This window comes from Sphingomonas sp. TZW2008, from assembly GCF_002117915.1.
In the GTDB taxonomy this organism is placed as follows: Bacteria; Pseudomonadota; Alphaproteobacteria; order Sphingomonadales; family Sphingomonadaceae; genus Sphingomonas.
The window spans coordinates 207,651-234,418 of record NZ_BDJB01000001.1 but is presented as its reverse complement, the minus strand read 5'-3'; the positions used below and the strand labels follow the sequence as shown (position 1 = coordinate 234,418).

Annotated in this window: 17 protein-coding genes; 9 read left to right on the top strand and 8 right to left on the bottom strand. The window is 69.4% G+C overall.

Features of this window, described 5'->3' with window-relative positions:
* Positions 1-114: 114 nt before the first annotated feature.
* Entirely contained in the window at positions 115-651 is a 537-nt protein-coding gene (locus B7L05_RS01110) for an RcnB family protein (protein ID WP_085808359.1), read from the top strand.
* 219 nt (positions 652-870) lie between these two features.
* On the opposite strand, the gene pbpC is transcribed toward B7L05_RS01110, so the two are convergent.
* Complete coding sequence (gene pbpC, locus B7L05_RS01105; protein WP_256926551.1) at positions 871-2,964, bottom strand: penicillin-binding protein 1C; 2,094 nt, start codon at positions 2,962-2,964, stop codon at positions 871-873.
* A 168-nt stretch (positions 2,965-3,132) separates the two neighbouring features.
* A complete protein-coding gene (locus B7L05_RS01100; RefSeq protein ID WP_085808358.1) occupies positions 3,133-8,871 on the bottom strand; it encodes an alpha-2-macroglobulin in 5,739 nt (1,912 codons plus the stop codon).
* Positions 8,872-8,987: 116 nt separating this feature from the next.
* Between B7L05_RS01100 and B7L05_RS01095 the strand changes: the two genes are divergently transcribed.
* The 5 genes from B7L05_RS01095 (at position 8,988) to B7L05_RS01075 (ending at position 14,922) form a co-directional block, all read left to right on the top strand.
* Positions 8,988-10,427, top strand: a complete 1,440-nt coding sequence (locus B7L05_RS01095) for a glycosyl transferase family protein (protein WP_256926550.1) — start codon at positions 8,988-8,990, stop codon at positions 10,425-10,427.
* A gap of 431 nt (positions 10,428-10,858) precedes the next feature.
* On the top strand, positions 10,859-11,452 hold the full coding sequence (locus tag B7L05_RS17630) for a hypothetical protein (RefSeq protein WP_256926549.1): 594 nt from the start codon (positions 10,859-10,861) through the stop codon (positions 11,450-11,452).
* Between the two features lie 46 nt (positions 11,453-11,498).
* Positions 11,499-12,413 (top strand): sulfite exporter TauE/SafE family protein, encoded by a 915-nt coding sequence (locus B7L05_RS01085; RefSeq protein WP_085808356.1) that lies wholly within the window; start codon positions 11,499-11,501, stop codon positions 12,411-12,413.
* Positions 12,410-13,168, top strand: a complete 759-nt coding sequence (locus tag B7L05_RS01080; protein WP_085808355.1) for a TIGR02186 family protein — start codon at positions 12,410-12,412, stop codon at positions 13,166-13,168. Before B7L05_RS01085 ends, B7L05_RS01080 begins: the two co-directional genes overlap by 4 nt.
* Positions 13,169-13,260: 92 nt before the next feature.
* Positions 13,261-14,922, top strand: a complete 1,662-nt coding sequence (locus tag B7L05_RS01075; protein WP_085808354.1) for an ATP-binding protein — start codon at positions 13,261-13,263, stop codon at positions 14,920-14,922.
* Positions 14,923-14,946: 24 nt separating this feature from the next.
* Here the strand turns inward: B7L05_RS01075 and B7L05_RS01070 are convergent, their stop codons facing one another.
* From B7L05_RS01070 to B7L05_RS01045, 6 genes are all read right to left on the bottom strand, one after another.
* Positions 14,947-16,233 carry a dicarboxylate/amino acid:cation symporter gene (locus tag B7L05_RS01070; protein WP_085808353.1) on the bottom strand — a complete coding sequence of 429 codons (1,287 nt, stop codon included), beginning with the start codon at positions 16,231-16,233 and terminating at the stop codon, positions 14,947-14,949.
* Positions 16,234-16,301: 68 nt separating this feature from the next.
* Positions 16,302-17,114, bottom strand: a complete 813-nt coding sequence (locus B7L05_RS01065) for an APH(3')-I family aminoglycoside O-phosphotransferase (RefSeq protein ID WP_256926548.1) — start codon at positions 17,112-17,114, stop codon at positions 16,302-16,304.
* A 222-nt stretch (positions 17,115-17,336) separates the two neighbouring features.
* Positions 17,337-19,523: a sodium-translocating pyrophosphatase gene (locus B7L05_RS01060; RefSeq protein ID WP_085808351.1), complete on the bottom strand. Its 2,187-nt coding sequence runs from the start codon at positions 19,521-19,523 to the stop codon at positions 17,337-17,339.
* Between the two features lie 109 nt (positions 19,524-19,632).
* Positions 19,633-20,532, bottom strand: coding sequence for a thiamine-phosphate kinase (gene thiL, locus B7L05_RS01055; RefSeq protein ID WP_085808350.1), 900 nt, complete (start codon positions 20,530-20,532; stop codon positions 19,633-19,635).
* Positions 20,533-20,612: 80 nt separating this feature from the next.
* The gene (locus B7L05_RS01050; protein ID WP_085808428.1) at positions 20,613-21,272 is read right to left on the bottom strand and encodes an MBL fold metallo-hydrolase; all 660 of its coding nucleotides are present in this window, start codon (positions 21,270-21,272) and stop codon (positions 20,613-20,615) included.
* A 5-nt stretch (positions 21,273-21,277) separates the two neighbouring features.
* Positions 21,278-23,218: a prolyl oligopeptidase family serine peptidase gene (locus B7L05_RS01045; RefSeq protein WP_085808349.1), complete on the bottom strand. Its 1,941-nt coding sequence runs from the start codon at positions 23,216-23,218 to the stop codon at positions 21,278-21,280.
* A gap of 131 nt (positions 23,219-23,349) precedes the next feature.
* Here B7L05_RS01045 and pabB point away from each other — a divergent pair, with 131 nt between their 5' ends.
* From pabB to B7L05_RS17310, 3 genes are all read left to right on the top strand, one after another.
* Positions 23,350-25,128: an aminodeoxychorismate synthase component I gene (pabB, locus tag B7L05_RS01040; protein ID WP_085808348.1), complete on the top strand. Its 1,779-nt coding sequence runs from the start codon at positions 23,350-23,352 to the stop codon at positions 25,126-25,128.
* A 27-nt stretch (positions 25,129-25,155) separates the two neighbouring features.
* Positions 25,156-26,355 carry a pyridoxal phosphate-dependent aminotransferase gene (locus B7L05_RS01035; protein ID WP_085808347.1) on the top strand — a complete coding sequence of 400 codons (1,200 nt, stop codon included), beginning with the start codon at positions 25,156-25,158 and terminating at the stop codon, positions 26,353-26,355.
* 216 nt (positions 26,356-26,571) lie between these two features.
* A complete protein-coding gene (locus B7L05_RS17310) occupies positions 26,572-26,718 on the top strand; it encodes a hypothetical protein (RefSeq protein ID WP_179187081.1) in 147 nt (48 codons plus the stop codon).
* Positions 26,719-26,768 lie beyond the last annotated feature (50 nt).

Here is a 26,768-nt window from a genome sequence, read left to right as displayed (position 1 = left end):
CCTTTCTGTTGGCTGACAGGCGCATTCCCACGCCATTCAGCCGAATCGTGCGAAACCTGCATCCATGGCGCGGCAACGGTGTTCATGCCGCACCAAGATGAAAGGTCTACGATCATGCGTAAGTTGATCATTCCTACCCTGATCGCCGCGATCGCGCTGCCCGGCGTGGCCAGCGCCCAGAACGGTGAGCTGCGCCGCGACCGGCAGGAGATTCGCGAGCAACAGCGCGACGTGCGCGACGCGCAGCGCCGCGGCGACTGGCGCGAGGTTGAGGAGCAGCGCCGCGACCTGCGCGACGCTCGCCAGGAGTATCGTGACGATCGTCGCGATCGCTATGAGGACCGCCGCGATCGGTTCGAGGACCGTAACCGCGCGTGGGGCCGCAACGACTGGCAGGGCTACCGCAACCAGAACCGGGCGCTCTATTCGCGCGGCAACTGGCGCGCGCCGTTCCGCTACAATACCTTCCGCACTGGTGCGCGCATCGCGCCGCTCTATTACGGCCAGCGGTACTGGATCAACGATCCGTGGCGCTACCGCCTGCCGGCCGCGCGTGGCAACGCACGCTGGATCCGCCACTATAACGACGTCGTGCTGGTCGATTACCGCCGCGGCATCGTGCTGAACGTGATCCGCAACTTCTACTGGTAAGCTCCCGCTACCGGATAAGGCGAGAGCCGGGCGAGCGATCGCCCGGCCTTCTGCGTTGCGCGAGCAAACGGACGTCCAGCGGCGCCGCAACGAGTGGGCGCCAAGAACGACCGCGCCGCAAGCTACGCCGCGGCGCGGTCGGTGCCTGGCTTGGGATCCGGCACTAGTCCCGAAAGGGGGTGGGACTGCTTCGGCAAACGCGCGCGATCCGAATTGGTTCTACCGTACGGTAAATGATACCCGATCGACGATTTTTCCCGCGACGTCGACCAACGCAAGCTCGTGCCGCCCCGGTCCGACGCGCAGCATTGGCGCATGCTCGGCGCTGCCCAGGTCACGCGCGTCGAGCCGCAAGCGATGCGCCGTCGCCGCGCCGCTGACGTCGACCGCCAGCCGCTGCGCCGCGGGCGGAATATCGGGATCGAGCGCGTAGACGCTGCCGCTGACCGGCGAGGTAATCCGCGGCCGTCGCGCGGCAGCAGCCGCGGCGACGACCTGGGCTACCTGCGTGCCCGCCAGGAAGTAATCGGTGCGCGGCAATTCGCGGGCGCTGGCGAAACGCACGGCTTGCGCGACGACACCGTCGGGCCGCGCCGGGGCGGGCAGCGCGCCGCGCCGCTCGAGCGTGGTCATCACGTCGCGCCACACCGGCGCCGCGCCGCTCGTCCCCGATACCGCGCGCATCGGATCGCCCTCGACATTGCCCACCCATACCGCAACGGTGAAACGGCGCGAGAAGCCGACGCACCAATTGTCGCGCATCGCCTTTGACGTGCCCGTTTTCACCGCCGCCCAGAACGGCAGCCGCAGCGCCGAATCCATCCCGAACGTGCCCGCCCGCGCCGCCGGATCGGCGAGGATGTCGCCGACAATCCATGCCGCCGACGCACCCGTCACCGCGCGGGGCGGCACCGGCGCCGCATCGCGCACCATCCGCAGCGGCGACCAGCGCCCGCCGTTCGCCAGCGCGCGATACGCGGCCGCCTGCTCGCCCAGCGTCACCTCGGCCGATCCGAGCGCGAGACTGAAGCCGTAATAGCTCCCGCCCTCCACCAGCCCGCGATACCCCATATCCCACAGCCGGTCGCGAAACGGCTCCGTCCCGACCAGCAGCAGCGTTCGCACCGCGGGCACGTTGAGCGATGCGGCGAGCGCGACGCGCGCCGACACCGGCCCCTTGAACGCGTGGTCGTAATTCTGCGGCACGTAGAGGCCCGACGCGGTGTCGAGCTGCACCGGCGTGTCGTCGAGGATCGACGCCGCCGTCAGATAGCGCCGCTCGATCGCCTGCGCGTAAAGGAACGGCTTCAGCGTCGATCCCGCCTGGCGATAGGCGGCGGCAGCATCAACCGCGGGGCTCGTCGAATGGCCGCCAATCCCGCCAACATAGGCGAGCACGTCGCCACTCGCATTGTCGAGGACGATCACCGCACCGTCGCGCGCACGCGTCGCGCCGAGCCCGAGCAGCTGACGCCTGAGTGCGGTGATCGCCAGCCGCTGGACGGCGAGGTCGAGCGTCGTCGTCACCTTCAGCCCGGCCTTGATCAGCAGCCGGTCCGACAGATGCGGCGCGAGCCCCGGATCGAGCTGCAGGCTGCGTGCGGGGCCGAGCATCGATGCGGCGAGCGCGGGGAAGCGCGCGCATCCGCCCCCGGCAATCGCGCAGGCGCGGCGCGCGATCGACGCCGCGTCCGCCTGCGGATCGGGAAGCAGCGCGGCGAGCAGCAGCCCGTCGTCGCGCGACAGGCTCGCCGGCGTCTTGCCGAACAGCCCCAGCGCCGCCGCCCCGATCCCCTGCGCCTCGCCGCGAAATCCGGCGAGGTTGAGATACGCTTCGAACTGCTGGTCCTTGCTCCACGCCGCGTCGATCGCCCGTGCGGCGCGCATCTGGCGAATCTTGTCGTGCCACCCGCGTGCGCCCGGCTGTGCGAGCGCCGGTGACAGGAAACCGGCGAGCTGCATCGCGATCGTGCTCGCCCCGCGCCCGCGCTTTCCCTCCAATCGGTCGCGCGCCGCCCCCGCGATCGCCAGCCAGTCGACCCCGCCGTGACGCGCGAACCGCCGGTCCTCGGCGGCGAGGATCGTCGCGCGCGCCACCGGGGCGACGCGGGCCAGCGGCGTCCATGCGAGCCGCCGCGCAGCGAAATCGACGCGCGACGAATCGATCAGCCGCCCGCTTCGATCGTACAGCCACGCTTCCGATGGCTGCCAGCGCGCGCGTGTCTGTGCGTAGCCCGGCAGCGGCGGCGGGCGCGTCAGCCAGTCGGCGGCGGCGATCAGCACCGCGAGCAAGAGGATGATGGCAATCGCCACCCTGCCCTCGCGAGACACGACGGGCTCTTCGTCCGCAACACGCGATGACCGTCCCCCAGGCGCTTCGGCGGCAGCGCGAGCCGCGTCAGGCACGCTCATCGCAACGCTCGTCCCGATCGCGCCGCAGCGCGCTGCGGCTCGCGACACAGACATGCGTCAAGAGGCACCTTACTGCAGCGCAATGCTCATTGTCCCCACCGGCACCGCCGCGCGAATGTCGGGCGAGTACATCGCCTCGACGCGCGATGCCGGCAGCCCGAAACGCCCCGCCCCGTTGAGCCGCATCGTATAGCTGACCGTGAACGATCCCGCCGGCACCCAGGCGAAATAACCGCGCCACGCCTCCCGCCCGCGCTCGACATAGGCGGGCGTCACGCCCTCGCCGGCACCGCCCTCGTCCAGCATCGCCGATTGCCCGCCGAGCCCGCCGATCACCGTCGCGCCTGGCGGCACGGGATCGCTGACGACGACCCAGTTGCGCTCCGCAGACGCCTGTACCGTCAGCGTCACGCGCACCACGTCGCCGCGAGTCAGCCGGCCAGCGTTGCGCGCCTGTACCACATCAAACTTGCGCGACAGACGGTAGCCCGCGGCGAGCGGCTGCGTCAGTGGCACCGCCGCCTTCACCGCAACACTTGCCCACGGCCCCGCCCCGCCCGCCTGCGCCAGCCGCAGCGGCGTCGGCGCGGCGGGCAGCGCGAAGCGCGCTAGCCGCGCCGCGGAGTCGAGCGGCCAGCCGCGCGACTGCGTCTGCGCGCCGAGCGACAGCGTCGTCGTGCCTCCGATCGCCTGCGCCGGATACAGTGCGGCGAAGCGGCGTACCGCCAGCGTGCCCCAGGCGTTGGCCGGCGTCGTGTCCCAGTGCCCGCGCCGCTGACGCAGCGCGGTGCCGATCATCATCCGCGGCCCCTCGTCCTGCCAGCCGGGCCGCCCGAGCGTCGCCAGCAGCGCCTTGATCGCACCCTCGTCCGCCGACGACATCAGCCACCACGGCGCATTGGCGCGATCCGACAGGTCGATCCGCGATCCTTCATAGACCAGCCGGCCGCGCAGCACCGCCTCGCCCGCGGCACGCAGCGCGGCGACATTGGCGATGCCGCGCGTGCGATCGAGCGCGACGAGATAGTCGGCGAGCAGCGCGGTCGGCATCTCGTTCGCCGCAATGCCGAGCTGTCCGAGCATCCCGGCCTCCGCCGCGCCTGTGCGCGCGAGCGCGGCAAAGGCGGCGACGCGCTGCAGCCGCACGTCGCCGTACTCCTCGCGCCGCAGCCGTCCGTCGAGCACCGCGCGCAGCCCCTCGATCATGCGCAGCCGCACCGTCTCGGGGATCGCCAGCCCCGCCTCCGCGGTGATCGACAGGGCGTAGGCGGTCAGCGCCTCCGATCCCGCCAGCGTGTCACCGGGGAAGTAGCGCAGCAGGCCGTCGGCGGCCTGATACGTCGGCATCTCGCCCGCGAGCGCCGCCCAGCCGCGCGCATCGCCCAGCGCAACGATCCGGCTCAGCCGCTGCTCGAAGCAATCGTACGGATAGGCCGCCATATAGTCGCGCACGCCGGCGAGCGGCGGCGCCAGCGTGTCGCTCAGCTGCACGTCGACGCCGCCCAGCCCGCGCACCGCGCCTGCCGGCGGCGCGATCGAGATCGTCGTCTGCTCGCCGACGCGCGCGATCGTCGCAGCCCAGGTTTCCACCGGCACCGCCGGGATCACGTCCTGCGCCACGGTGATCCGGTCCGCCGCCCGCCCGTTGGCGGTGCGCGCGCTCACCTGCCAGCGCACCGTACCTGCCGCATTGGGCGCCGATAGGTTCCACGCGATCGGTGCTGCGCCCCCCGCCGGGATCGTCACCGTGATCGGCCGCCCCTGCGCGATCCGCGGCGTCAGCGACGCCTCGGCGGTGACGGTCATCGGCCGGTCCGATCCGTTGCGCAGCGTGAAGCCCGCCGCATAATAGTCGCCGCTGCGTACCAGCGTCGGCAGGCCGGCATAGATCGACAGATCCTGCGCGGTGCGAATATCGGCGCTGCCCGTGCCGTAGAGCTGCGCGCCGTCGGTCGCGATCGCCACCAGCTTGAACGACGACAAGGCGTCGCTCAGCCGCACCGGCACCACCGCGCGCCCCGCAGCGTCGAGCGCGACGCGCCCCTTCCACAGCAGCACCGGCTGGAAATTCTCGCGGTTGAGCGCCGACAGGTCGCCGCCCCCGCCGCCGCCCGCCTCCACCGCCTTGCGCCCGTAGTGCCGCTTGCCGACGACCTGGCTCTGTGCCGTCGCCGTCAGTACCGCGAGCGGGCGATCGCCCATCATCGCGGTCAGCACGTCCCAGGACGGATTGGGCGCGAGTTGCAGCAACGCCTCGTCCACCGCGACGAAGGCGACGTCGGCGCTGCGCGCGGGTTGCCCACCCGGCCGCGCCACTGCGATCGCGACGCGCGCGGTGTCGCGCGCAGCATAGCGCGCGCGATCGGCCTTCACCGCCACGCCGAGGCGATGCGCCTCCCACCCCACCTTCACCTTGGCGATGCCGAGGCGATAGGCGGGCTTGGCCAGATCGACGAGCGCGGTCGGCGCCGGCGCATCGTCGCGCGCACCGAACAGCCCGGTGAGCCACCCCCACCAGCTCTGCGTCGCGCGCCCGCGCACCACCAGCACGGAGACATAGACGTCGGGCGCATAGGCGCCGTTGAGCGGCACCGCGACGACCGGGTCCTTGCCCGACAGCTGCGTCGTGAAGCTCGACAGCACGCCCTCGCGCTCCACCGTCACCAGCGCGGTCGCGCTGCGGAACGGCATGCGCACCTGAAAGTGCGCGGTATCGCCCGCCTGATAGGCGATCTGCTCGGGCACCACGTCCATCCGGTCGCCGTTGTCGCCGCCGAACCACCAGTCCTCATCGCCCGCCAGCCACACCGATCGCGTCGCGCGCGCGATGTTGCCGTCACCGTCGGTGGTGGTCGCCACCACCTCGACCTCCCCCGATACGCCCGGATTGAGGCTGCACTGGGCGAGCCCCTGCGCATCGCTCGTCGCCGAACAGCTCGCGTCGAGCTTCGTCACGCGGACGCGATTGTCATAGGCGTAGAAGCCGCCGATCAGCCGCCGCCGCGCGGTCAGCACCTGCCGGCTGTACACCGCCACCGTGATCTTCTGCCCTTTCACCGGCCTGCCGTCGGTATCGAGCGTGACGAAGCGCAGCCGCAGGTCGTCCTGCTTCATCAGCCAGCCGTCGGTGCGCACGCCGAGCTGCACTGCCGCGCCGAACACCGGCAGCGTGTGGCTCGCTGTCAGCGTCTCGCCATTGGCATCCTGGTAATCCATCTCGACGCGCATGTCGGAATTGCCGTCGAGCGTCGTCGGCGCCTCAACGCTGGTGCGCTGCGTCCCGTCGGCGCGCAGCGTCGCGGGCAGCGTCTGCGTCGGCGGGAACGCCGCGCCCGTCTCCTCGCCGTCGCCGTCGAGCGGGCGCACGCCCTCTTCGATCCGCCGCCCGCCAAAGGTGAACGCCTCATACCCCTCGGGCGTCGCGCTGCGCGGCGACCAGCCGACGCGCACGTCGACCGGCAGGTTCGACGCACCCCCGCCCGAGAGGTAGCCGACGAACAGGTCGAGCGGCACGCTCTTGGGCCGCACCAGCGCGCCCTTTGGCCCGCTCACGCTCGCGCGCATCGTCGGCAGCTTGTACTCGTCGAGCCGGAAGCTCTGCTCGGTGTAGATCGTGCGATCGCCGGTCACCACCTGCAGGTCGTAGTCGCCCATCGGCGCGCCCGCCGGTGTGGTCCATGCCGTCTCGCCGATGCCGTTGGCGTCAATCGTGAGCGGCACCTCGAACTGCGTGTCCGATCCGCGGTGCGACAGTTTCAGCGTGCCGCGGAACCCCGGCGGGATCGCGAAGCCACTGCCCACCGGGCGGCGTGCGATATGCTTCATGTGTACCGTCTCGCCCTGGCGCACCAGCGCGCGGTCGAACACCGTGTGCAGGATCTCGCGGCGCGCGTCATAGCCGTACGGCAGGTCGAAGTCGTACGGCCGGATGCCCTCGCCCCACTCGGTCAGCGTGAAGCTGAAATCGTCGCCGCTGCGCGCCGACACCATCAGCGCGTGCGCGGTCGAACTCGCCTCGCAGCTGGCATAGGTCTCGGGTTGCGGCAGCCCGGCGGGGATCATCAGCCCGCCGCTGCGATCGGTCATCCCGCGCGCCAGCAGCTTGCCGGTGCAGCTGTCGCTCACCGCCACCGCCGCGTTCGCCACCGGCCGCCCGGTGTCGAGCTGCGTCACCCAGGCAAGGCTGCGCTCGCGCCCCCATTTGAAATGGACCGCCATGTTGGTGACGAGCGCCGCCGCCGCGACGTAGCGCGGCGCGGCCCGCCCGAGCAGCGCGCGGCCGAGCACCGGACTCGCCAGCTCGACGACGTAGAAGCCTGGTTTCGCGAGCGGGATGCCGACAACCTCGAAATCACGCCCCTTGCCCGGCAGCGCGACGCTAAGCTTGTTGCCCTTGCCCGCGAGGATCGACGTGTCGCCGGTATGGTTGACGCGGCGGATCACCTCGCCCTTCGCGTCGGTCACGTCCTCGATGTTGGTCTCGCCGGCCGTGTCGACGCTGCGCAGCCACTCGGCGACCGCGCCGTCGAGCCCGTTCGTCCCGCTCTCGACGCGCATCGCCGCCCCGCCGACCGCGAGGTTGCGGCCCTGCAGCCCCGGCTCGACGTTGCGCACCGTCACCGGCAACACGCCGCCCTCCTTCGCCTCGAGGATGCCGAACGGCGCGGCAAACTTCACCAGCGGCGGCGCGGCATCGAACGCCACGTCCAGCGGGAAGCGCTCGGCATTGGCGAGCGGGCGCCCACTTTCGTCGCGAACCCCTGCCGGAAAGGTGAGCCTGGCCCGCACGCCGGTCGGCAGCGGCGCGGCAAAGGTGACGTCGTTCACCGTCGCGCGCTGCTGCTCCTCCTTGGCAAAGGTCGGCGCGATCTGCGTCCCGTCGGCGGTGACGATGCGGATCGCGCGCGCCTGCGACATCGGAACCGCGGCGGTGAAGCGCACATAGGCCTTCTCGACCGGGCTGCATCCGGCCTGCGGGTTGACGCGGCTGCATTCGAAGCGCGCGGTGAACGGCTTGCGGACGGTAAAGTCGAAGCGCTGATCGGTGCCCGCGCGCTTGCCGCCCGCCGCGGCGATACCCGCTCCCCACACCAGCGCCATGTCGCGCCCCGGCGGCAGCGCGCGGCGACAGCGCAGCGCCGTTACCCCCGCCGTCGCGCGATCGCGCGCCGCGCCCGCCTCGGGCAGGTCCGCCGGCATGCCGCCGCTCTCCAGGAACTGGCGCACCTCCCAGCGATCCTTGCCCAGCCCGGCGAGCAGCGTACCCGCGGTGTCGCGCCCCAGCACCTCCACCGGGATGCGCTCGCCGATACCGTCGACGGCGCAATAGGCACCCGCCGCCACCGATTGCGGCGTCGGTGGCAAATTGGCAGCGACAAGGAACACCTGGTCCTCCTCGATCTCGCTCCCGTCGGCGGTCGGCAGCACGGCGCGTGCCACCGGCCCGCCCGCATCCACGGTGAAGCGCTGCTCACCGCTCAGTGCGTAGCCTGCCAGGCTCTTCAGGCCCGGGCGGGTCGTGAAGCTGCACGTCGTGCCGCCGGGCAGCGCCGTCGCGAAATCGTACACCCAGGTCTGCTGGTCGACCCAGCGCCCGGTACCGCCGACGCTGCATTCCACCGTCACCGGCGCCGCCGCGCGCGGATCGCCCAGCGGCATCATCGGCTGGCTGAAGCGCAGCGTGTAGCGCTGGATCCCACCCGCCTCGACCCCCGGCTGTGCCAGGATGACGCGCGGCGCATTGTCCGACAGCGCGGCGACCGGCGCTAGCGCCAGTGCCAGGATCGCGAGCCGCGCCGCCAGTCTCATCGCTTTCTCCCCCTCGGTGGCATCCTAACGGGGTTGGTGGCGCTACTCCAGCTGTCCGCCACGGGTGGCAGGCGTTCGCGATCGAATCCGCCGGTCCAGAGGAAAAAGCCTTCATTTTGAATAAGTCCGTGGTAGCGTCGCGTATCGCAACCGATCGGGGGGTTTGGGGCGCGGTGGGGGAAATGCTGCTGGCGGGGCTCGACCTCGCGGTTCGCGAAGTGACGCTGTTCGCGGCGGTCGGCTTCCTGATCTTCGGGCTCGACGATCTCTTCGTCGACGTCGGCTGGGCCTGGCATCGGCTTCGTTACGGCAGCACGCGGCGCGCGCTGGCCGATCTGCCGCATCCCGAGACGCCAAGACGGATCGCGATGTTCGTGCCCGCGTGGGAGGAAGCAGGCGTGATCGGCGCGATGCTGTCGACCGCGCTCGCGCGGCTCGATCACTCCTCTTATCGCCTCTACGTCGGCTGTTATCCCAACGATGCCGCGACGATCGCGGTCGTCACCGCGGTCGCTGCGCGCGACGATCGCATCCGGCTGGTGATCGGACCGCGTGCCGGCCCGACGACCAAGGCGGACAATCTCAACACCTTGTGGCGCACGCTGTGCGCCGACGATGCGGCGGCGGGTACGGTGACGCGCGCCGTCGTCCTTCACGACGCGGAAGATGTCGTGCACGCCGCCGAACTCAAGGTCTACGACGCACTGATCGGCGATCACCCGCTGGTGCAGATCCCGGTGATGCCGCTGATCGATCCGGCAGCCCGGCTAGTTTCGGGCCATTATGCCGACGAATTCGCCGAATCGCACGGCCGCCAGATGGTGCTGCGCGCCGCCATCGGTGCCGGCCTGCCGCTGTCGGGGGTCGGCTGCGCGATCGCGACGGAGGTGCTCGTCGCGCTCGAGGCGGCGCATGGCGCACCGTTCGACGAGGCGAGCCTGACGGAGGATTACGAGCTCGGTTTGCGCGCCGCCGCGCTCGGCTATGCCGCCTGCTTCGCACGGGTCTCCGACGATGCCGGCCACCTGATTGCGACACGCGCCTATTTTCCGTTCACCGTCGCTACCGCCGTGCGGCAGAAATCGCGCTGGATCACCGGCATCGCGCTTGCCGGCTGGGATCGCATCGGCTGGGGGCGCTGGTGGCACGTCGCCGAACATTGGATGCGGATGCGCGATCGCCGTGCGCCCGCCGCCGTCATCCTGCTCGTCGCCGCTTATTGCGCGATCCTCGGCTGGGGAATCGCGGCGGGCGTGCATGCGCTGCTCCGCACGCCGCTGCCCGGGCTGGGCAAGACGATGGGCGTCGTGCTCCTGTGCAACGCCGCGCTGCTCGCGTGGCGGCTCGTGTGGCGATTCGCCACTACCGCACACGCCTATGGCTGGCGCGAAGGGCTGTGGTCGCTGCCGCGCGCGGTGGTCGGCAATCTGATCGCGATGCTCGCCGCGCGCCACGCTGCCGGCCGCTACGCGCGCCTGCTCGCCGGCCGCCCGCCGCATTGGGACAAGACCGCTCACGTCTTCCCGCTCACCCCCGACGAACTGGCATCGCGATGAGCGCGCGCGGCCGCCCCCTGCGCTTCCTCGCCGTCATGGGCGCAGGCTGGATCGGCATACGCTCCGCACTGCTCTGGCCCGATCACGCGCCGCTGCCCGCGCTCGTTAGCGTCGTCGCGCCGCCGGCACTAGCGGAAGCTGCGCCGCCACCGCTCGCCCACCTCCGCTTCAACCCGGCTTAACCGACGGCAAAACCCGCTATCGGCACCCGGCCGCTATCAGCGCCAGGACGCCCGACAGCACCGCAGCACACAGCGTTCCTTGCTCTGCCACCCGGCACCCGTGCGCCATCGCGCGGCGACGATCCCGCCACGCCAACTCCTTCGCGCCCGCAACCATTCGCCGCGATCGCCGCGCCGCTCGCCCCGCCCCCGCCGCCCGATCGCTCCACCCCCGCCCAGTCGCGCTTCGCCGCCAGCGTCTGGGCGATCGTGCGCGACGGCGGCAGCGGGCAGCCGTTCGCGCCGCAGCTCGGCGGCAGCCAGGCCGGTGCGCGCGTCACCTACGCATTTGGCGACGCGCGCCGTCTCGCGCTCGCCGCGCGCGTTTCCACCGCGATCGGCACCCGCCAGCAAGAAGCCGCGATCGGCCTCGACTGGCAACCGACCCGCCTGCCGATCCACATCGTCGCCGAACAGCGCATCGGCGTGCAGGGCGCGCGCGGTGGCCCGGCGCTGGGGCTGATCGCCGGCGTCGGCCCCGCCCCGATCGCCAGCGCGCTGACGATCGACGCCTATGCGCAGGGCGGCGCGATCGCGCGCGATGGCGTGGAAGGATATGTCGATGCCGCCGCCCGCCTCGCGCATCCCCTCGCCCGCTTCGGCCAGACGCGGCTCGATCTCGGCGTCGGCGCGTGGGGCGGCGCGCAGCGCGGCGCGAACCGGCTCGATCTCGGCCCGTCGGTGACGCTCGCCGTGCCGCTCTCGGAACGCGTGGTCCGCCTGTCGCTCGACTGGCGCCAGCGTGTCGCCGGCCGCGCCCGGCCTGCCTCGGGCCCGGCGCTGTCGATCGGTACCGATTTCTGATCGACGGCGCTATCGTCCGGCGCGTGATCGGCATAATCGGGGGTCCATGGATCTGTACCTCCCGATCGCGAACCTCTCGGTCAACGCGTTCGTCATCATCGCGCTGGGCGGTGGGGTCGGCTTCCTATCGGGCATGTTCGGCGTCGGCGGCGGTTTCCTCACCACCCCGCTGCTGATCGTCTACGGCATTCCCCCCACCGTCGCTGCCGCCTCCGCCGCGAGCCAGGTAACCGGCGCGAGCGTCTCGGGCGTCTTCGCCTACCTGCGGCGCGACGGGGTCGACATGGCAATGGGCGGCGTCCTGGTCGCCGGCGGGGTCATCGGGTCGGTTGCCGGGGCATGGCTGTTCCAGCTGCTCCAGGCGAGCGGACAGATCGATACCGCGATCGCCATCACCTATGTCGTGCTGCTCGTGTCGATCGGCGGGCTGATGCTCAAGGAATCGCTCGAGGCGATCGCCGTCACCCGCGGCCGCCGCGCCGCACCGCCGCGGCGCCGGCGGCACCATCCGCTCGTTGCGGGCCTGCCGTTCCGCATGCGCTTCTACCGCTCGGGCCTCTATATCTCCCCGCTCGCGCCGTTGCTGCTTGGCTTCGCGACGGGGATCCTCACCATCCTGCTCGGCATCGGCGGCGGCTTCGTGCTTGTCCCGGCGATGATCTACCTGCTCGGCATGGCGACGCAGGTCGTCGTCGGCACGTCGCTGTTCCAGATCCTGTTCGTCACCGCCGCGGCGACGATGGTCCACGCCCTGACGACCAAGGCGGTCGACATCGTGCTCGCCGGGCTGCTGCTGATCGGATCGGTGATCGGCGCACAGGTGGGCGCGCGCTTCGCTGCACGCGCCAAGCCCGAATATCTGCGCCTCGCGCTCGCACTGCTGGTCCTGCTTGTCGCCGGGCGGATCGCACTCGGCCTCGGCTGGCGCCCGGACGAGATCTACACGGTCGAACTGTCGTGAGGCGGGCCGCGCTCGTCCTTGCCGCGCCGCTGCTGCTGGCGCAGGCGAAGCCGGTGCTGGTGCCCGACGTGTCGCAGCGCGAGATCCGCATCGCCTACAGCTTCACCGGCGCCGAGCTGCTGCTGTTCGGCGCGATCCTCTATCCCGGCGGTCGTCTGCCCGATGGCGAGCACCCGACCGATCTCGTCGTCGTGGTGAAGGGTCCGGTCCAGTCGATCACGGTGCGTGAGAAGGAGAAGCTCGCCGGCATCTGGGTCAATGCGCAGGCGCTGCGCTATCGCTCCGCGCCGAGCTTCTACGCCATCGCCTCGTCGCGGCCGATCGACCGCATCGTCGATGATCGGACGCGTGCGATCTACGAACTGGGGCTCGACAGCCTGCAGCTCTCCCCCGCCTCCTCCGCGCCATCGCCGGTGCAGGATCGCTTCGCCGCCGGCCTCGTTGATCTGCGCCGCCGCGCCGGGCTCTATTACGAGGCGCCCAACGCGGTCGAGATCAGCGAGGGCGTGCTGTATCGCGCGCGCGTCGCCATCCCCGCGCGCGTGCCCGTCGGCCGCTTCACCGCGGAGACGTTCCTGATCCGCGACGGCAAGGTCCTTGCCGCCGCGGTGCGCGAGATCGACGTGCAGAAAGAGGGCTTCGAACGCTTCGTCGCCCGTGCCGCCGATCGCGCGTCGCTGCTCTACGGTCTGACGGCGGTGGCGCTGTCGGTACTGCTCGGCTGGGCCGCCGGACGCTTCGCGCAGCGCGTCTAAGTTACGGAAATTGCGTGCTTCGCCGCGCTCATGGTTAATTTACGAAGTGGCGTCATAACCCCGCCCGAGTGAAATCGCGGGGGATTGCCCGAATGACGGAAATGCCGGCACAGCACGCGTTCGAAGTGGTGGCACGCGCCGCCGCCGAACGCGCGCACGCCTTGCCGGAACCGATCGGCGTCGTGGTCGAGATCGCCGGCTCGTCGAGCCAGGTGGTGTTCGATCTCGCCGGGTTGACGGTGCTTGCCGAGCACCCCGATCCGGTCACGGCCGCGTCTGGCCAGGTCGGCAGCCAGATCAAGCTGCGCGTCGGCAACGCGTGGCTGATCGCCAACGTCCGTTCGCTGCGGCTCGACGATTTCGCTTCCGGCCGCGTCACCGCCTTCATCGACTTTCTCGGCGAAGGCGACGAGGAGCGGCTGACCGGCAAGCTGTACCGTTTCCGCCGCGGCGTGACGCGGTATCCGACGCCCGGCGCGGAGGTATATCCGCTGACGACCAGCGATCTTGTCCAGGTCTATGCCGCCGACGATCGCGCGCATATCGAGATCGGCAGCGTCTATCCGACCGAGGACATTCGCGCCGCGCTCTACATCGACGCGATGCTGGGCAAGCACTTCGCCCTGCTCGGCTCGACCGGCACCGGCAAGTCGACCTCCGCAGCGCTGATCCTTCACCGCATCTGCGCGCTCGCGCCGCAGGGCCACGTGGTGATGATCGATCCGCACGGCGAATATTCCGCCGCGTTCAGGGGCAATGGCGCACTATTCGACGTGTCGAACCTCCAGATGCCCTATTGGCTGATGAACTTCGAGGAACATTGCGAGGTGTTCCTGACGACGCAGGGCGCCGATCGGCAGGTGGATGCCGACATCCTCGCCAAATGCCTTCTCGCCGCGCGCGCCAAGAGCCGCGTCGGCAGTGAGATTCCCAAGCTCACCGTCGACGCGCCGGTACCGTATCTGCTCAGCGATCTGACGAGTCTCATCCAGCTCGAGATGGGCAAGATGGACAAGGCGTCGAACTCCGCGCCCTATCTTCGCCTCAAGACCAAGATCGAGGAGATCAAGGCCGATCCGCGCTACGGCTTCATGTTCTCGGGCATGCTTGTCGCCGATACGATGGCCGATTTCCTCCAGCGCATCTTCCGCCTGCCCGGAGACGGCCGGCCGATCTCGATCGTCGACGTGTCGGGCGTGCCGAGCGAGATCACCTCGGTCGTCGTCGCGATGCTCAGCCGGATGGTGTTCGATTTCGCGATCTGGTCACGCAACGAGCCGCAGCGCCCGATCCTGCTCGTCTGCGAGGAGGCACACCGCTACATCCCCCGCGACGACGACGGCTCGTCCGTCGGCCGCATCCTTGGGCGGATTGCGAAGGAAGGGCGCAAGTACGGGGTGTCGCTCGGGCTCATCACGCAGCGTCCGTCGGATCTCGCCGAGGGCGTCCTGTCGCAGTGCGGCACGATTATCGCGATGCGACTCAACAACGATCGCGACCAAGCGTTCGTGCGCGCCGCCATGCCGGAAGGCGCGCGCGGCTTTCTCGATTCAATCCCCGCGCTGCGCAACCGTGAATGCATCATCTGCGGCGAAGGCGTCGCGATCCCGATCCGCGTGTCGTTCGACGGGCTCGAACCCGAGAAGCGCCCGGCCTCGGCCGATCCGGTCTTCTCGGAACTGTGGCGCGAGGTCGGCGAAGAGGATCACATCATCCGCCGCACCATCGCCAAGTGGCGCGCACAGGGACGATAGCGATGCGTACGGCGGTGCGCGGGCTTAGCGCGCCGCCGCCTCGCGATCGTTGCCCGCCACCATCGTCGCGATCGCGAGATCGCCCGTCACGTTGAGCGCGGTGCGACACATGTCGAGCAGCCGGTCGACGCCCAGCACCAGCCCGATCGCGGTCGGCGGCACGCCCACCATGCCAAGGATGATCGCCACCACCGGCAGCGAACCGCCCGGCACCCCCGCCGTCCCGATACCGCCCAGGATGCACACCAGCATCACCGTCAATTGCTGCACGATCGTCAGCTCGACGCCGAAGAATTGCGCGAGGAAGATCACTGTCACGCCCTCGAAGATCGCGGTGCCGTTCTGGTTCGCGGTCGCCCCGATCGTCAGCACGAAGCGCGCGACGCGGCGCGGTAGCTTCAGATCGTTCTCCGCGATGCGCAGGCTGGTCGGCAGTGTGGCGTTGGATGAGGCGCTGGAGAAAGCCATCACCATCGCCTCCTGGCTGCCGCGGAAGAAGGCGAGCGGCCGCATCCCCGCGGCGAGCCATACGCCCGCCGAATAGACGACGATCAGCTGGATCAGCAGCGCGCCGATCACCGTGCCCATATACGCACCCAGCCGCACGAGCACGTCCGCGCCGAACACCGCCGTCAGGTTGAACATGAAGCACGCCACCGCGATCGGGGCGAGGCGGATGACGAATCCGATCAGCGTCATCGTCACCTCCAGGATGCCCTCGATCGCGTCGTGCAGCACCTTTGTCTTGTCGGAGCGGACCACCACCAGCCCGATCCCGAACGCCAGCGCGAAGAACATCAGCGCCAGGATATCGTCGCTCGATGCCGCGCGGATCACGTTGGTCGGCACGATGCCGAGCACCGATTCGAGCGCGCCCGGCGCCTTGCGCGATTCCTGCACGATCGCCGCCGCGCCGGCGCCCGCCTGCGCCAGCAGCTCCTTTGCCATCGCCGGATCGACGCCCGCCCCCGGCCGGATCACGTTCACCAGCACTAGCCCCAGCGCAACTGATATGGCCGAGAGCACGACGGTGAAGAACAGGGTGCGCAGACCCACCTTCTTCAGCGCGGCGATATCACCCATCTCGGCAACGCCGGTGACGAGCGCGGCGAACAGCAGCGGGATCACCAGCATGAACAAGAGCCGCAGGAAGATCTGCCCGATCGGCCCGGTGACATAGGTCGTCACCGTCTCCACCCACGACGCGTCGCCCGCCACCGCGTTGACGATCAGCCCGCCCGCCAGCCCGACGACGAACCCGGCCAGCATCTGCAGATGAAGCGGAAAACGGGCGGGCGGCGGATCATCCATGCCTCTGCAACGCGCAAGGCGAGGCGAAGGCTCACGGATCACAGGCAATCGCGGAGACGCAGCGCCCGTCAGAACAACTCGTCGAGCAGCAGGTGAAACTGGAGTTTGCGGTCGTCGACGTCGGCGCTGCCGTAGCTCCGGAAAAGCCGCGCCTGCAGCGATGCGTCGAACTCGCCGAGGCAGTTCCACAGAATCGCCAGATCCTGATAGCGATCCGCGATCCCTGCCCGGCCGACGTCGATACACCCGACCACCGCGCCATCGAGCATCAGGATATTGTCGAGCGAGAAATCGCCGTGCGTAACGACGCGATCGACCCCCATCGGCAGCAGGCGTTGCATCGCGTCCCACACCTGCTCCGCCGTCCAGCCCGCCCGCTCGTCGTCGAAATCATCCTCGTCGACGAGCCCCGCAGCGATCCGGTCGCGAGCCTGCGCAAGGCGGAAGACGTGATCGCTGACGAACGGGCATCGCTCGGTCGGTATCGCGTGGATCCGTCGCAGGAAGACCGCGATCGCGTCGACGATCGCGAGGCGCGCGCCGGGCTGCGCCTCGAGAAGCTGATAGGCGGTCTGCCCCGGCAGCGCCGTCATCAGCAGCCAGGCCTCGTCTCGTGTCGCGACGAAGCCTTCGACGCTTGGAACCGGCATATGCGCGCCAAGCCAGCGCAGTCGGATCATCTCGTCGCCAATGTCGTCGGCAGAGGCGCCCTGGCCGTGCTTGAGGTAGAGATCGGGCGCGCCGCTCTTGCCGTGCAGCCGGTAGACCTCGCAACTCGACTCGCCGACGCTGTTGCGCGCCCAGCGATACCCTATCAGCGATGAGGAGAGGCTGTCGGGCAGCGCTATGGCCGCGCAAGCCTCTTCCCGATCCATGTCCATCGCACATCCGCCCTTCCGCTCGGCTGATGACGGTCCATGTCGATCAACGAAAGCGCCAATTCGGATCTTTACCGCAGCGAAAAGGCCAGGACGACGCTTGCGGCGCTACTCGAAGGTGGACAGGTGCCGCTCGCCCTCGCGCGATAGCCCGCTCCTGCCGACAGCGTAAAAGTCGAAACCTTCCCGCCGCCCCGCCCGCACCGCGGGACGGCGGGCGTGGCTTCACCCCACTGCCAGCGCCGCCAGCAGCAGCAGCGCGACGATGTTGGTGATCTTGATCATTGGATTCACCGCGGGTCCGGCGGTGTCCTTATACGGATCGCCCACCGTGTCGCCGGTCACCGCGGCCTTGTGCGCCTCCGATCCCTTGCCGCCGTGATTGCCGTCCTCGATGTACTTCTTGGCATTGTCCCACGCGCCCCCGCCGCTCGTCATCGACAGCGCGACGAAGAGGCCGGAGACGATCACACCGAGCAGCATCGCGCCGAGCGCCGCGAAGCCAGATGCCTGGCCGTCAACCGCCGTGACGATGAAGTACAGCGCGATCGGCGACAGCACGGGCAGCAGCGAGGGGACGATCATTTCCTTGATCGCGGCGCGCGTGACGAGATCGACGGTACGGCCGTAATTCGGCCGGCTGGTGCCTTCCATGATGCCCGGGTTGTTGCGGAACTGCTCGCGCACTTCCTCCACCACCGCGCCGGCCGCGCGGCCGACCGCGGTCATCCCGAACGCGCCGAACAGATAGGGGAGCAGCGCGCCGAGCAGCAGCCCGACGATGACGTACGGATTGGACAGGCTGAAATCGACGCTGATGTCGGGAAAATACGTCTGCAGATCGGTGGTGTAGGCGCCGAACAGCACCAGCGCGGCGAGGCCGGCGGAGGCGATGGCATAGCCCTTGGTCACCGCCTTGGTCGTGTTGCCGACCGCGTCGAGCGCGTCGGTGCGGTGCCGCACGTCGTCGGGCAGGCCAGCCATTTCGGCGATGCCGCCGGCATTGTCGGTTACCGGGCCGTAGGCGTCGAGCGCGACGACCATGCCCGCCAGCGCGAGCATCGACGTGGCGGCGAAGGCGATGCCGATCACGCCGGCGAGCTTGTACGTCGCGACCACCGCGATCACGATCACCAGCGTCGGCAGCGCCGTCGCCTCCAGGCTGATCGCGAGCCCTTGGATCACGTTGGTGCCGTGACCGGTCTCGCTCGCCTTGGCGATCGATTTCACCGGGCGATAATTGGTGCCGGTGTAATATTCGGTGATCCACACGATCACGCCCGTCACCAGCAGGCCGATCATCATGCACCAAAATAGGTCCATGCCGGTGAAGGCATCGGCGCCTGGCGCGCCGGTGACGTCGGTCGCGGCGAGATCGCCCGCGGCGCCCAGCCCGCTGCCGATCGCGTCGGCGCCGGCATCAAGAAAGCCCGACGCGCCGATCACCGTGTTGAGATCGCCGAGCGTCATCTGCGTTGCGACGTAGATCGCCGGCACCGCGAGCAGCGCGGAGGTCCAGAACCCCTTGTACAGCGCGCCCATGATCGAGCCCTTCGATCCTAATCGTACCATGTACGTGCCGATGATCGAAGTGACGATGCAGACCCCGCCGACGATCAGCGGCAGGCTCATCAGCTGCGTCAGTTCGGCGGCCGACGCGCGGATCAGCAGCGCGATCGAGATCATCGTCACGCCCAGCGTCACGACGTAGGTTTCGAACAGATCGGCTGCCATGCCGGCGCAATCGCCCACGTTGTCGCCGACATTGTCCGCGATGACGGCCGGGTTGCGGGGATCGTCCTCCGGGATGCCCGCCTCGACCTTGCCGACGAGATCGGCGCCGACGTCCGCCGCCTTGGTGAAGATGCCGCCGCCCAATCGCGCGAAGATCGAGATCAGCGATGCGCCGAACGCCAGCGCCGTCAGCGCCTCGACGATCTCGCGTGCATTGGGCGCGTAGCCGGCGGGGCCGGTGAGGTACCAGAAGAACCCGGCGATCGCGAGCAGCCCCAGTCCCGCGACGAGCATGCCAGTGACGGCGCCCGAGCGAAACGCCATCGTCAGTCCGCCCTGTAACGAGCCGCGCGCCGCCTCCGCCGTACGCACGTTGGCACGAACCGAGATGTTCATGCCGACATAGCCTGCGACGCCCGAGAGCAGCGCCCCGATCACGAAGCCGACGGTGGATAGCGTGCCGAGCGTTGCGGCAAGGATCACGGCGACGACCACGCCGACGATCGCGATAGTGGTATATTGCCGGCCAAGATAGGCCTTGGCGCCCTCCTGAATGGCAGCGGCGATATCCTGCATCCGCTCGTTTCCGGGCGATGCGCGCAACACCTGCTGGCTCGTAAAGACGCCATAGACCACGGCCAGCAGGCCGCAGAGGATGGCGATAGTGACCGTGGTCATCGCATTCCTTCCCCTAATGTCGCCGGTCGGCCCCGCCTTCGGGTGGTGGCCGCCGATCCTTTGTTTCTGTGGGGGAGCCTAAGCCGCCGGGGGGAAAGCGCAAGCGCGGTCAGGCGCGGTGTTCGTAACCCAGATCACGCGGCAAGGCGACCGTCACGCCCGCGCGAGTGAGATGCAGGCCTGTACCCGCCGCGAAGCTGCCGATGCGCGTCGCAAGGCCCGTCGGGCGCTGATCGGGCGGCAGCGCGCAGAGCAGCTGGTAATCGTCCCCCGCCGTCACCGCAGCCATCACGTCGCCCGAATAGGCGCGATAGGCGGGCGACAGCGGGACCGCGTCGAGCGCGATCGTGACGGCAAGGCCGCTCGCCGCCGCCATGCGCCGCGCGTCGATCAGCAGCCCGTCGGACACGTCCATCATCGCACGCGCGACCGGCGCGAGGCGGCGCCCTTCGGAAAGGCGCGGCTGCGGCCGACGGTATGCGGCGAGCAGCGCCATGGGGCCCTCACCTGTACAGTCGCCGGCGCGCGCCACCGCGAGGCCGGCCCCCGCGTCGCCGATCGTCCCCGTCACCCACAAGACGTCACCCGCTCGCGCCCCCGACCGCAGCGGCGCGGCCGCGTCGCGGCCGAACGCCGTCATCGTCAGCACGCGCGGCGCGCCGGGGGGCAGCGAGACGGTGTCGCCGCCGAGCAGCGGGCAATCCATCGCCGCGAGCGAGGCGTGCAGTCCTGCGAGGAAAGCGCGGTCCCAGGCGTCGCCCGATAGCGGATAGTTGAGGAGCACGCCCTCCGGGATCGCGCCCTTGCCGGCGAGATCGGACAGGTTCACCGCGACGAGCTTCCACGCCACGTCGCCCGGCGGATCGTCGGACAGGAAGTGCACGCCCTCGACCAGCGTGTCGGTCGTGACGACATGCGTGCCGAGCAGGGCGGCGTCGTCTGCCAGCCCCGCCGCCCCGCGGTGCAGCGGCAGCTGGCGCAGCGCGCTGATGAATTCGGCTTCGATCATCCCTCGCTATTCACGCTTCAATCATTTCGGCATCCGCGGCTAAGTGACCGCTGCGTGCCCAGGAAACGATCGTCAGGTCCTCATGCCGACAGGGCATCGTCGCTGACGAACATGTTCCACTGCCGCTCGTGCGCGAAGGTCGATGGCTTGCCGTGGCCGGGGATGAACGCCGTTTCCCCACCCAGCGGCCACAGCTTGGTGACGATCGAGTTGACCAGCGTCTGGTGATCGCCTTGCGGCAGATCGGTGCGCCCGACCGAGCCCTGGAACAGCACATCGCCCACTTGCGCGAAGTTGGACGGCGCGTGGTGGAAGATGACGTGCCCCGCGGTGTGGCCGGGGGTGTGATAGACGTCGAGCGTCAGGTCGCCCACCGTCACAGTATCGCCGTCGTCGAGCCAGCGATCGGGCTCGAACGGGACGCCGTTGATCCCCCAGTTGCGCCCGTCGTCGGCTAGCCGTGCGAGCCAGAAGCGATCCGCTTCGTGCGGCCCCTCGATCGCGACGCCGAGTTCGTCGGCAAGCGGCTTCGCCTCGCCGGCGTGATCGATATGGCCGTGCGTCAGCAATACCTTCTCGACCGTGACCCCCGCCTGCGCCACCGCCGAACGGATCTTGGCGAGATCGCCGCCCGGATCGATCACCGCCGCCTTCATCGTGCGCGTGCACCAGATTAGCGTGCAATTCTGCTCGATCGGCGTCACCGGCACGATCATCGCGCGCAGCGCGGGTTCGCTCATCGTCGTCACTGCGCCTTCTCTCCCAGCAGATATTGCTGCCAGAAGGTCAGCACCGCGAGCGTCGAATAGTCGCGGTTCTCCTTCTTGGCATAGCCGTGGCCCTCGTCGGCGGCGACGATGTGCCACGCCGTGCCGCCGTTGCGGCGCACCGCCGCGACGAGCTGAGCGGCCTCCGACTTGGGCACGCGCGGATCGTTCGCGCCGGTGACAACGAGCAGCGGGATCTTGATCTCGTTGACGCGCGTCATCGGCGAGATCGCGATCAGCTTCGCCTTCTGCGCGGGATCGCGCTCGTCACCGTATTCGACGCGGCGGAGGTCGCGGCGATAGCTCTGCGTGTTCTCGAGGAACGTCACGAAATTGGAGATCGCGACGGTGCACTGCGCGCCCTTCAAGCGCGCGCCGTAGCGGATCGCCGAGGCGTAGCACATATAGCCGCCGTAGCTGCCGCCCTGCACGCCGACGCGGCCCGCATCGATCCGCGGATCGGCGGCGAAGCGATCAAGGAAGGCGCCGATGTCCTGCACCGAATCCTCGCGCTTGAACGGGCCGTTGTCGAGCGCGATGAAGCGTTTGCCGAACCCCGACGAGCCACGCACGTTGGGATAGAACAGCGCGATGCCGAGCTCGTTGAGATAGTAATTGGCCGCGCCGCGATAGCTCGGCCGCGTCTGCCCCTCCGGTCCGCCGTGGATGTCGATCAGCAGCGGCCGCTTGCCCGGAAATTTCTTCACGTCGGGGCGATAGAGGAACCCCGTCACCGCTTCGCCGTCGAAGCTCTTCACCGTGACGAGTTCGGGTGCGACGTTCTTCGCCGCATCGAGCCCGCCGGTCTCGCTCTCGGTCCAGCGCGTCACCGCCAGCGTCGCCGGATCGACGACGAAGACGTCGCCCGGCGTGCCCGCGCTGCTCACCGTCACCGCGATCGCCCCCCACGGCGCGATGCTGATTCCGCCGACGACGCCCTGCGGCAGACCCATCACGTCGCGCGATCGACCGGTTTTGGGATCCAGCAGCTTGAGCCTGCCGATGCCCGCCTCGTTGGTGGCATAGGCGATGAAGCGGCCGTCGTCGGCGACCTCGAACTCGTCGACGTCCCACTTGCCCGGCGGCGTGACCGCGCGGAACGCGCCCGTCCTGGTATCGAGCGTCCCGAGCCGCTGGACGTCCGACCCCTCGTCGCTCGTCACCCACAAGGTGCCGTCGGGCGCATATCGCGCGCCGCCCCATGCCACCTGCGCCTTGGGATCGGTCAGCGGCGTCAGTCTGCCCGTCGCCAGATCGAGCGTGTGGAGGTTCGACTTCTGCACCGAGAGATATTCGCCGACCACCGCCGTCCGGCCGTCGGGCGCGAAATCGGCGATGCCCCAGCCGCCGCCCTTCACCTGCGCGACCAGCCGATCGGTCTTGGGGTCGCGCGGGTCGACGACGTAGAGGTCGCTGTCGGCGCCGTTACGGCGGGTCGAGGAATAGCCGACCAGCCGGCCGTCGTGGCTCCACGCGTTGAACTCGTTGCGGCTCTTACCGTCGGTGAGGAGGGTGAGCCGCCCGTCCTTGAGCGTGTACAGCTGGAAGAACTCGCCGCCGCCGGTGTCCTTTTGCACGAGCAGCACGTCGCCCGACTTGGAGTAGGCAGCGGTGCCGATCCGATCGGTCTCGAAGGTGATCTGGCGCCGCATCGCGAGCGGGCTGGCGACGGTATGCAGCTGCGCCACGTTGGCGAAGCGGGTCGAGACGAGCAGTGACCGGTCGACCGGGTTCCAATCGACCGCGCTCGCCGATCGCGCTTCAAGATACGGCCGCAGCTTCTCGGCCAGTGTCGCAGGTATCGCGGGTACGCCGTCCGCGGTAATCGCTGCGGGCTTCATGACCTGCGCGACCGCCGGGGCGGCGGCGCCGAGCGAGGAGAAAGCGAGGGCGGCGATGGCGGTGGCTGATCGGAGCATGACACCTGCTAGCGCGCCGAACGGTCGTGCCGCAAGCCGGCGCATGCCGCCGCCGTTGCACGCGTAAATGGCCGGCGGCGCTACGGACGCACAGCCTTGCCGCGCGCGACCCGCGCGGGCATTGCGCGACGATGGCCATTGCGCATCCCGCCGCGCCCTTCGTGCTGATCGACGACGCTCGGCCCGGCAGCGCGGCGGCGCGGCTGTATACCCGGCCGGCAGCGATCATCGCCGCGTACAGCCAGGCCGAGGTTCGCCCGGTGCTTGCGGCGGCCCGCGCTGCGATCCACGGCGGACGCGAGATTGCTGGGTTCCTGTCGTACGAGGCTGGCGCCGCGTTAGAGCCGAGCGCCGCGACATCGCATGAGGCCCCGACGCCGCTCGTCTGGTTCGGCGTGTTCGACGGGCATGCGGCGGTGAGCGACGTGGCCGCGCTGCTTCCCGATCCGGCGGGGGCGCGGATCACGCCGCCGATCCCCGACGTGACGCGTGCCGACTATGACGCGATGCTGGCGCAAGTCAGCGATCTGATCCGCGCGGGCGACATCTACCAGGCCAATCTCACCTTCCGTGCCGCGGTGCCGTTCCTTGGCGATCCGCTGGCGCTCTACGCCGCGGTGCGCGGCCGCGCGCAGGCCGGCTGGGGCGGCATCGTCGCAACCGGCGAGGAAACGCTTCTGTCCTTCTCGCCGGAGCTGTTCTTCCAACTCGCCGACGGCACGCTCGTCTGCCGCCCGATGAAGGGGACGGCGCGACGCGAGCAGGACCCGGCGCAGGATGCTGCCGCTGCCGAGGCGTTGGCGGCGGACGAGAAGCAGCGCGCGGAAAACCTGATGATCGTCGACCTGATGCGCAATGATCTGTCGCGCGTCGCGGTGGCGGGCAGCGTCGCGGTGCCCAGGCTGTTCGAGGTCGAGCACTTCCCCACCGTGCATCAAATGACCTCCACCGTCACCGCCGAGCTCGCGGCGGGCAAGGATGCGATCGACGTGCTTGAGGCGCTGTTCCCCTGCGGATCGATCACCGGGGCGCCGAAGGTACGCGCGATGCAGGTGATCGGAGACGTTGAGAAGGGTCCGCGGGGGGCTTATACGGGATCGATCGGGTATCTCGCGGAGGACGAGGCGCAATTCAACGTCGCGATCCGTACGCTTCTGGTACACCCCGGTGAGCAGCGTGCGACGCTGGGGCTCGGCGGCGGCATCGTCGCCGACAGCCAGCCCGATGCCGAGTGGGACGAGGCGCTGGCGAAGGGCGTGTTCCTGACGCACGGCCAGCACGATCCCGATCTGATCGAGACGATGCGATTCGATCCCGCCGAGGGCATCCTGCTGATCGAGCGCCACCTGGCGCGGATGCGCGACAGTGCCGCGGCGCTCGGCTACCGCTTCGACCGGCACGATGCGCGCAACGAATTGCAGGCGGCGACCTTCCGGTTGCGCCACCCTGCGCGCGTTCGTCTGCTCGCCGCGCGCGCTGGCGGAATCGCGATCGAGGTCGCGCCGCTGCCGGCAGCTCGTGAGGCGGCGCTTCGCACGGTGATCGTCCCGCTGCCGGTCGCGACGCATGATTATCGCCTGCGCCACAAGACGAGCGACCGCGCCTTCTACGACGCCGCGCGGCGCGCGTCGGGAATGGACGAGGTGGTGTTCGTCGATCCCGACGGTTTCGTCACCGAAGGGAGCTTTACCAACGTCTTCGTTGCGCGCGATGGCCGCTTACTGACGCCGCCATCGCGTCGCGGGCTGCTGCCCGGCGTGCTGCGCGCCGAGCTGCTCGAGAGCGGCCGCGCGGTCGAGCACGATCTGCGCGCGGACGATCTCTGCGGCGGCTTCTTTCTCGGCAATGCGCTGCGTGGCCTGATGCCGGCGATTGTTGCGGTTGCGACATCGGACGCCGGATCGCTATAGCCGCGGCGCCCCACAGGAGCCGCCCCGATGAAGACCTCCGCCGCGCTCGACCGCATCAGCCCATCGCCGACGCTGGCGATCACCACCAAGGTGCAGGAGCTGAAGCGCGCCGGTATCGACGTCATTGGCCTCGGCGCCGGAGAGCCCGATTTCGACACGCCCGATTTCGTCAAGGACGCCGCGATCGAGGCAATTCGTCGCGGGCAGACCAAGTACACCAATGTCGACGGCACGCCCGAACTGAAGGACGCCATCGTCGCCAAGTTCAAGCGCGACAATTCGCTTGATTATTCGCCGGCACAGATCAGCGTCAACGTCGGCGGCAAGCACACCCTGTTCAACGCGCTCGTCGCCACGGTCGAGGCGGGTGACGAGGTGATCGTGCCGGCGCCCTATTGGGTGAGCTATCCCGACGTTGTGCAGTTCGCCGGCGGCACGCCCGTCGTCGTCGCCGCAGGGCCGGAGCAGGGCTACAAGCTGACGCCGGCGATGCTCGAGGCGGCGATCACGCCGCGCACCAAGTGGCTGATCCTCAACTCGCCGTCGAATCCGACCGGCGCCGCCTATACCGCCGCCGAGCTGAAGGCGCTGGGCGAGGTGCTCGAGCGGCATCCGCACGTGTGGATCTTCGCCGACGATATGTACGAGCATATCGTCTACGACGACTTCCGCTTCACGACGATCGCCGAAGTCTGCCCCGCACTCTACGAACGCACGCTGACGGTGAACGGCTGCTCCAAGGCCTATGCGATGACGGGATGGCGCATCGGCTTCGCCGGCGGCGCGCCCTGGCTGATCAAGGCGATGGCGAAGCTCCAGTCGCAGTCCACCAGCAACCCCTGCTCGATCGCACAGGCTGCCGCGACCGCCGCGCTCAATGGCGACCAGTCGTTCCTTGCCGAGCGCAACGCCGCGTTCAAGACGCGTCGCGATCTCGTCGTGGCGATGCTCAACGATACGCCGGGTATCACATGCCCGACGCCCGAAGGCGCATTCTACGTCTATCCCGAAGTATCGGGGCTGATCGGCAAGACCACGCCCGGCGGCAAGCGGATCGATACCGACAGCGACTTCGTCGGCTACCTGCTGGAGGATGCGCGCGTCGCCGCGGTGCAGGGCGTCGCCTTCGGCCTGTCGCCCGCGATGCGGATCAGCTACGCCACCAGCGAGAACATCCTGCGCGAGGCATGCACGCGCATCCAGCAGGCCTGCGCCGCGCTGAAATAGCCGGGACGGTTCGGCAGCGGGCGGCATTACGGGGTCGTCGGCGATCGTCCCTCCTCGGCGTGCCATCGCGGAAACGATTGCTTTCCACCTTCGGCCTATGGTGTCGCCGCGCGCGTCGCTAGATCGACAACCTACGATGAACGGCGCGCCAAGATGCCGTTCAGCAGCGGGCGACTATTTCGGTCGCTCAGATCAACGAGAACAAGAGCAAGACCGATGACCCGTATCCTCAAGTCCAGCTTCCTGTGGCAGTTCGCCGGTGGTTTCGTGCTCGGCGGGATCGGGTTGTTCACGCTGGTGCCGCAGACCGATCCGGTAACCGGCGCACCGATCGATGCTGCCGCGGCGGTCCAGCCGCGTTGAGCGATCGGCCCCGACCCTTCGACGGGGTCTTTGCACTTCATTCTCCGCAT

Excerpts from the sequence above, each read along its gene's own strand:
- pabB (WP_085808348.1), top strand. The coding sequence starts at position 23,350 with ATGGCCATTGCGCATCCCGCCGCGCCCTTCGTGCTGATCGACGACGCT.
- B7L05_RS01050 (WP_085808428.1), bottom strand. The coding sequence starts at position 21,272 with ATGAGCGAACCCGCGCTGCGCGCGATGATCGTGCCGGTGACGCCGATC.
- B7L05_RS01070 (WP_085808353.1), bottom strand. The coding sequence starts at position 16,233 with ATGGATGATCCGCCGCCCGCCCGTTTTCCGCTTCATCTGCAGATGCTG.
- B7L05_RS01060 (WP_085808351.1), bottom strand. The coding sequence starts at position 19,523 with ATGACCACGGTCACTATCGCCATCCTCTGCGGCCTGCTGGCCGTGGTC.
- B7L05_RS01045 (WP_085808349.1), bottom strand. The coding sequence starts at position 23,218 with ATGCTCCGATCAGCCACCGCCATCGCCGCCCTCGCTTTCTCCTCGCTC.
- B7L05_RS01085 (WP_085808356.1), top strand. The coding sequence starts at position 11,499 with ATGGATCTGTACCTCCCGATCGCGAACCTCTCGGTCAACGCGTTCGTC.
- B7L05_RS01075 (WP_085808354.1), top strand. The coding sequence starts at position 13,261 with ATGACGGAAATGCCGGCACAGCACGCGTTCGAAGTGGTGGCACGCGCC.
- B7L05_RS01110 (WP_085808359.1), top strand. The coding sequence starts at position 115 with ATGCGTAAGTTGATCATTCCTACCCTGATCGCCGCGATCGCGCTGCCC.
- B7L05_RS17310 (WP_179187081.1), top strand. The coding sequence starts at position 26,572 with ATGACCCGTATCCTCAAGTCCAGCTTCCTGTGGCAGTTCGCCGGTGGT.
- B7L05_RS01035 (WP_085808347.1), top strand. The coding sequence starts at position 25,156 with ATGAAGACCTCCGCCGCGCTCGACCGCATCAGCCCATCGCCGACGCTG.
- B7L05_RS01100 (WP_085808358.1), bottom strand. The coding sequence starts at position 8,871 with ATGAGACTGGCGGCGCGGCTCGCGATCCTGGCACTGGCGCTAGCGCCG.
- thiL (WP_085808350.1), bottom strand. The coding sequence starts at position 20,532 with ATGATCGAAGCCGAATTCATCAGCGCGCTGCGCCAGCTGCCGCTGCAC.
- B7L05_RS01065 (WP_256926548.1), bottom strand. The coding sequence starts at position 17,114 with ATGGACATGGATCGGGAAGAGGCTTGCGCGGCCATAGCGCTGCCCGAC.